1 protein-coding gene is annotated in these 639 nt (G+C 70.9%); it reads left to right on the top strand.

All coding sequences use genetic code 11. The features are described 5' to 3' along the window. The coding region (locus AC5RVV_RS17820) for an NTP transferase domain-containing protein (protein WP_494002683.1) at positions 1–463 on the top strand (463 nt) is incomplete at its 5' end. Positions 464–639: the final 176 nt, after the last annotated feature.

Consider the following 639-nt stretch of genomic DNA (forward strand, 5'->3'; position numbering starts at 1 on the left):
GGACGTCACCCGTTTGCCGCCCACGGTGCTGACCCGGGAGGACCCGCCCTTCGCCGGACCGGCGGCCGGAATCGGTGCCGGCGCAGCGGCGCTGCGCGTGCCCGGCCGGGACCTTCCCCCTTATACCCTGCTTCTCGCCTGCGATATGCCGCTGCTCGGCGATCTGCCCGCACGGCTGCTGGACGCTGCACTCCGGCACCCGGAGGCGGAGCTGTGGATGCCGGTGGATGCTGCCGGGAAGGCACAGCCGCTCGCGTCCTGCATCGCCACTGACGCCCTGGCCCGCTGCCTCACTGAAGCCGCCGCCCGTGATCCCGCCGCCGGGGGCAAGGGCCTGGCCGGGATGTCAGTCTTGAAGCTGCTTGCTAGGGTGCAGGTATACGAGTGCCACTTCGCGTCCGGTGCAACCGGCGATGTGGACACATGGGCGGACGCGGAACACTTCGGTATTGCGCGCCCGTAGCCGTGGCCGGAGCAGGCCGGCAGGCGAAGCTACCGAAGGAGGCCCCCCGTGGCGGAGAATCCCGAAGCGCCGGCGAGGACCGGCGATGCCGGAGCGCAGGAACCGGCACAGCAGGAGATCAGCCAGCAGGAGATCCTTGAATCCTGGGTCGCCGAGCTGCTCGCGGCCCTCGAGCT

It is taken from the genome of Arthrobacter sp. MDT2-34-1 (assembly GCF_059091365.1).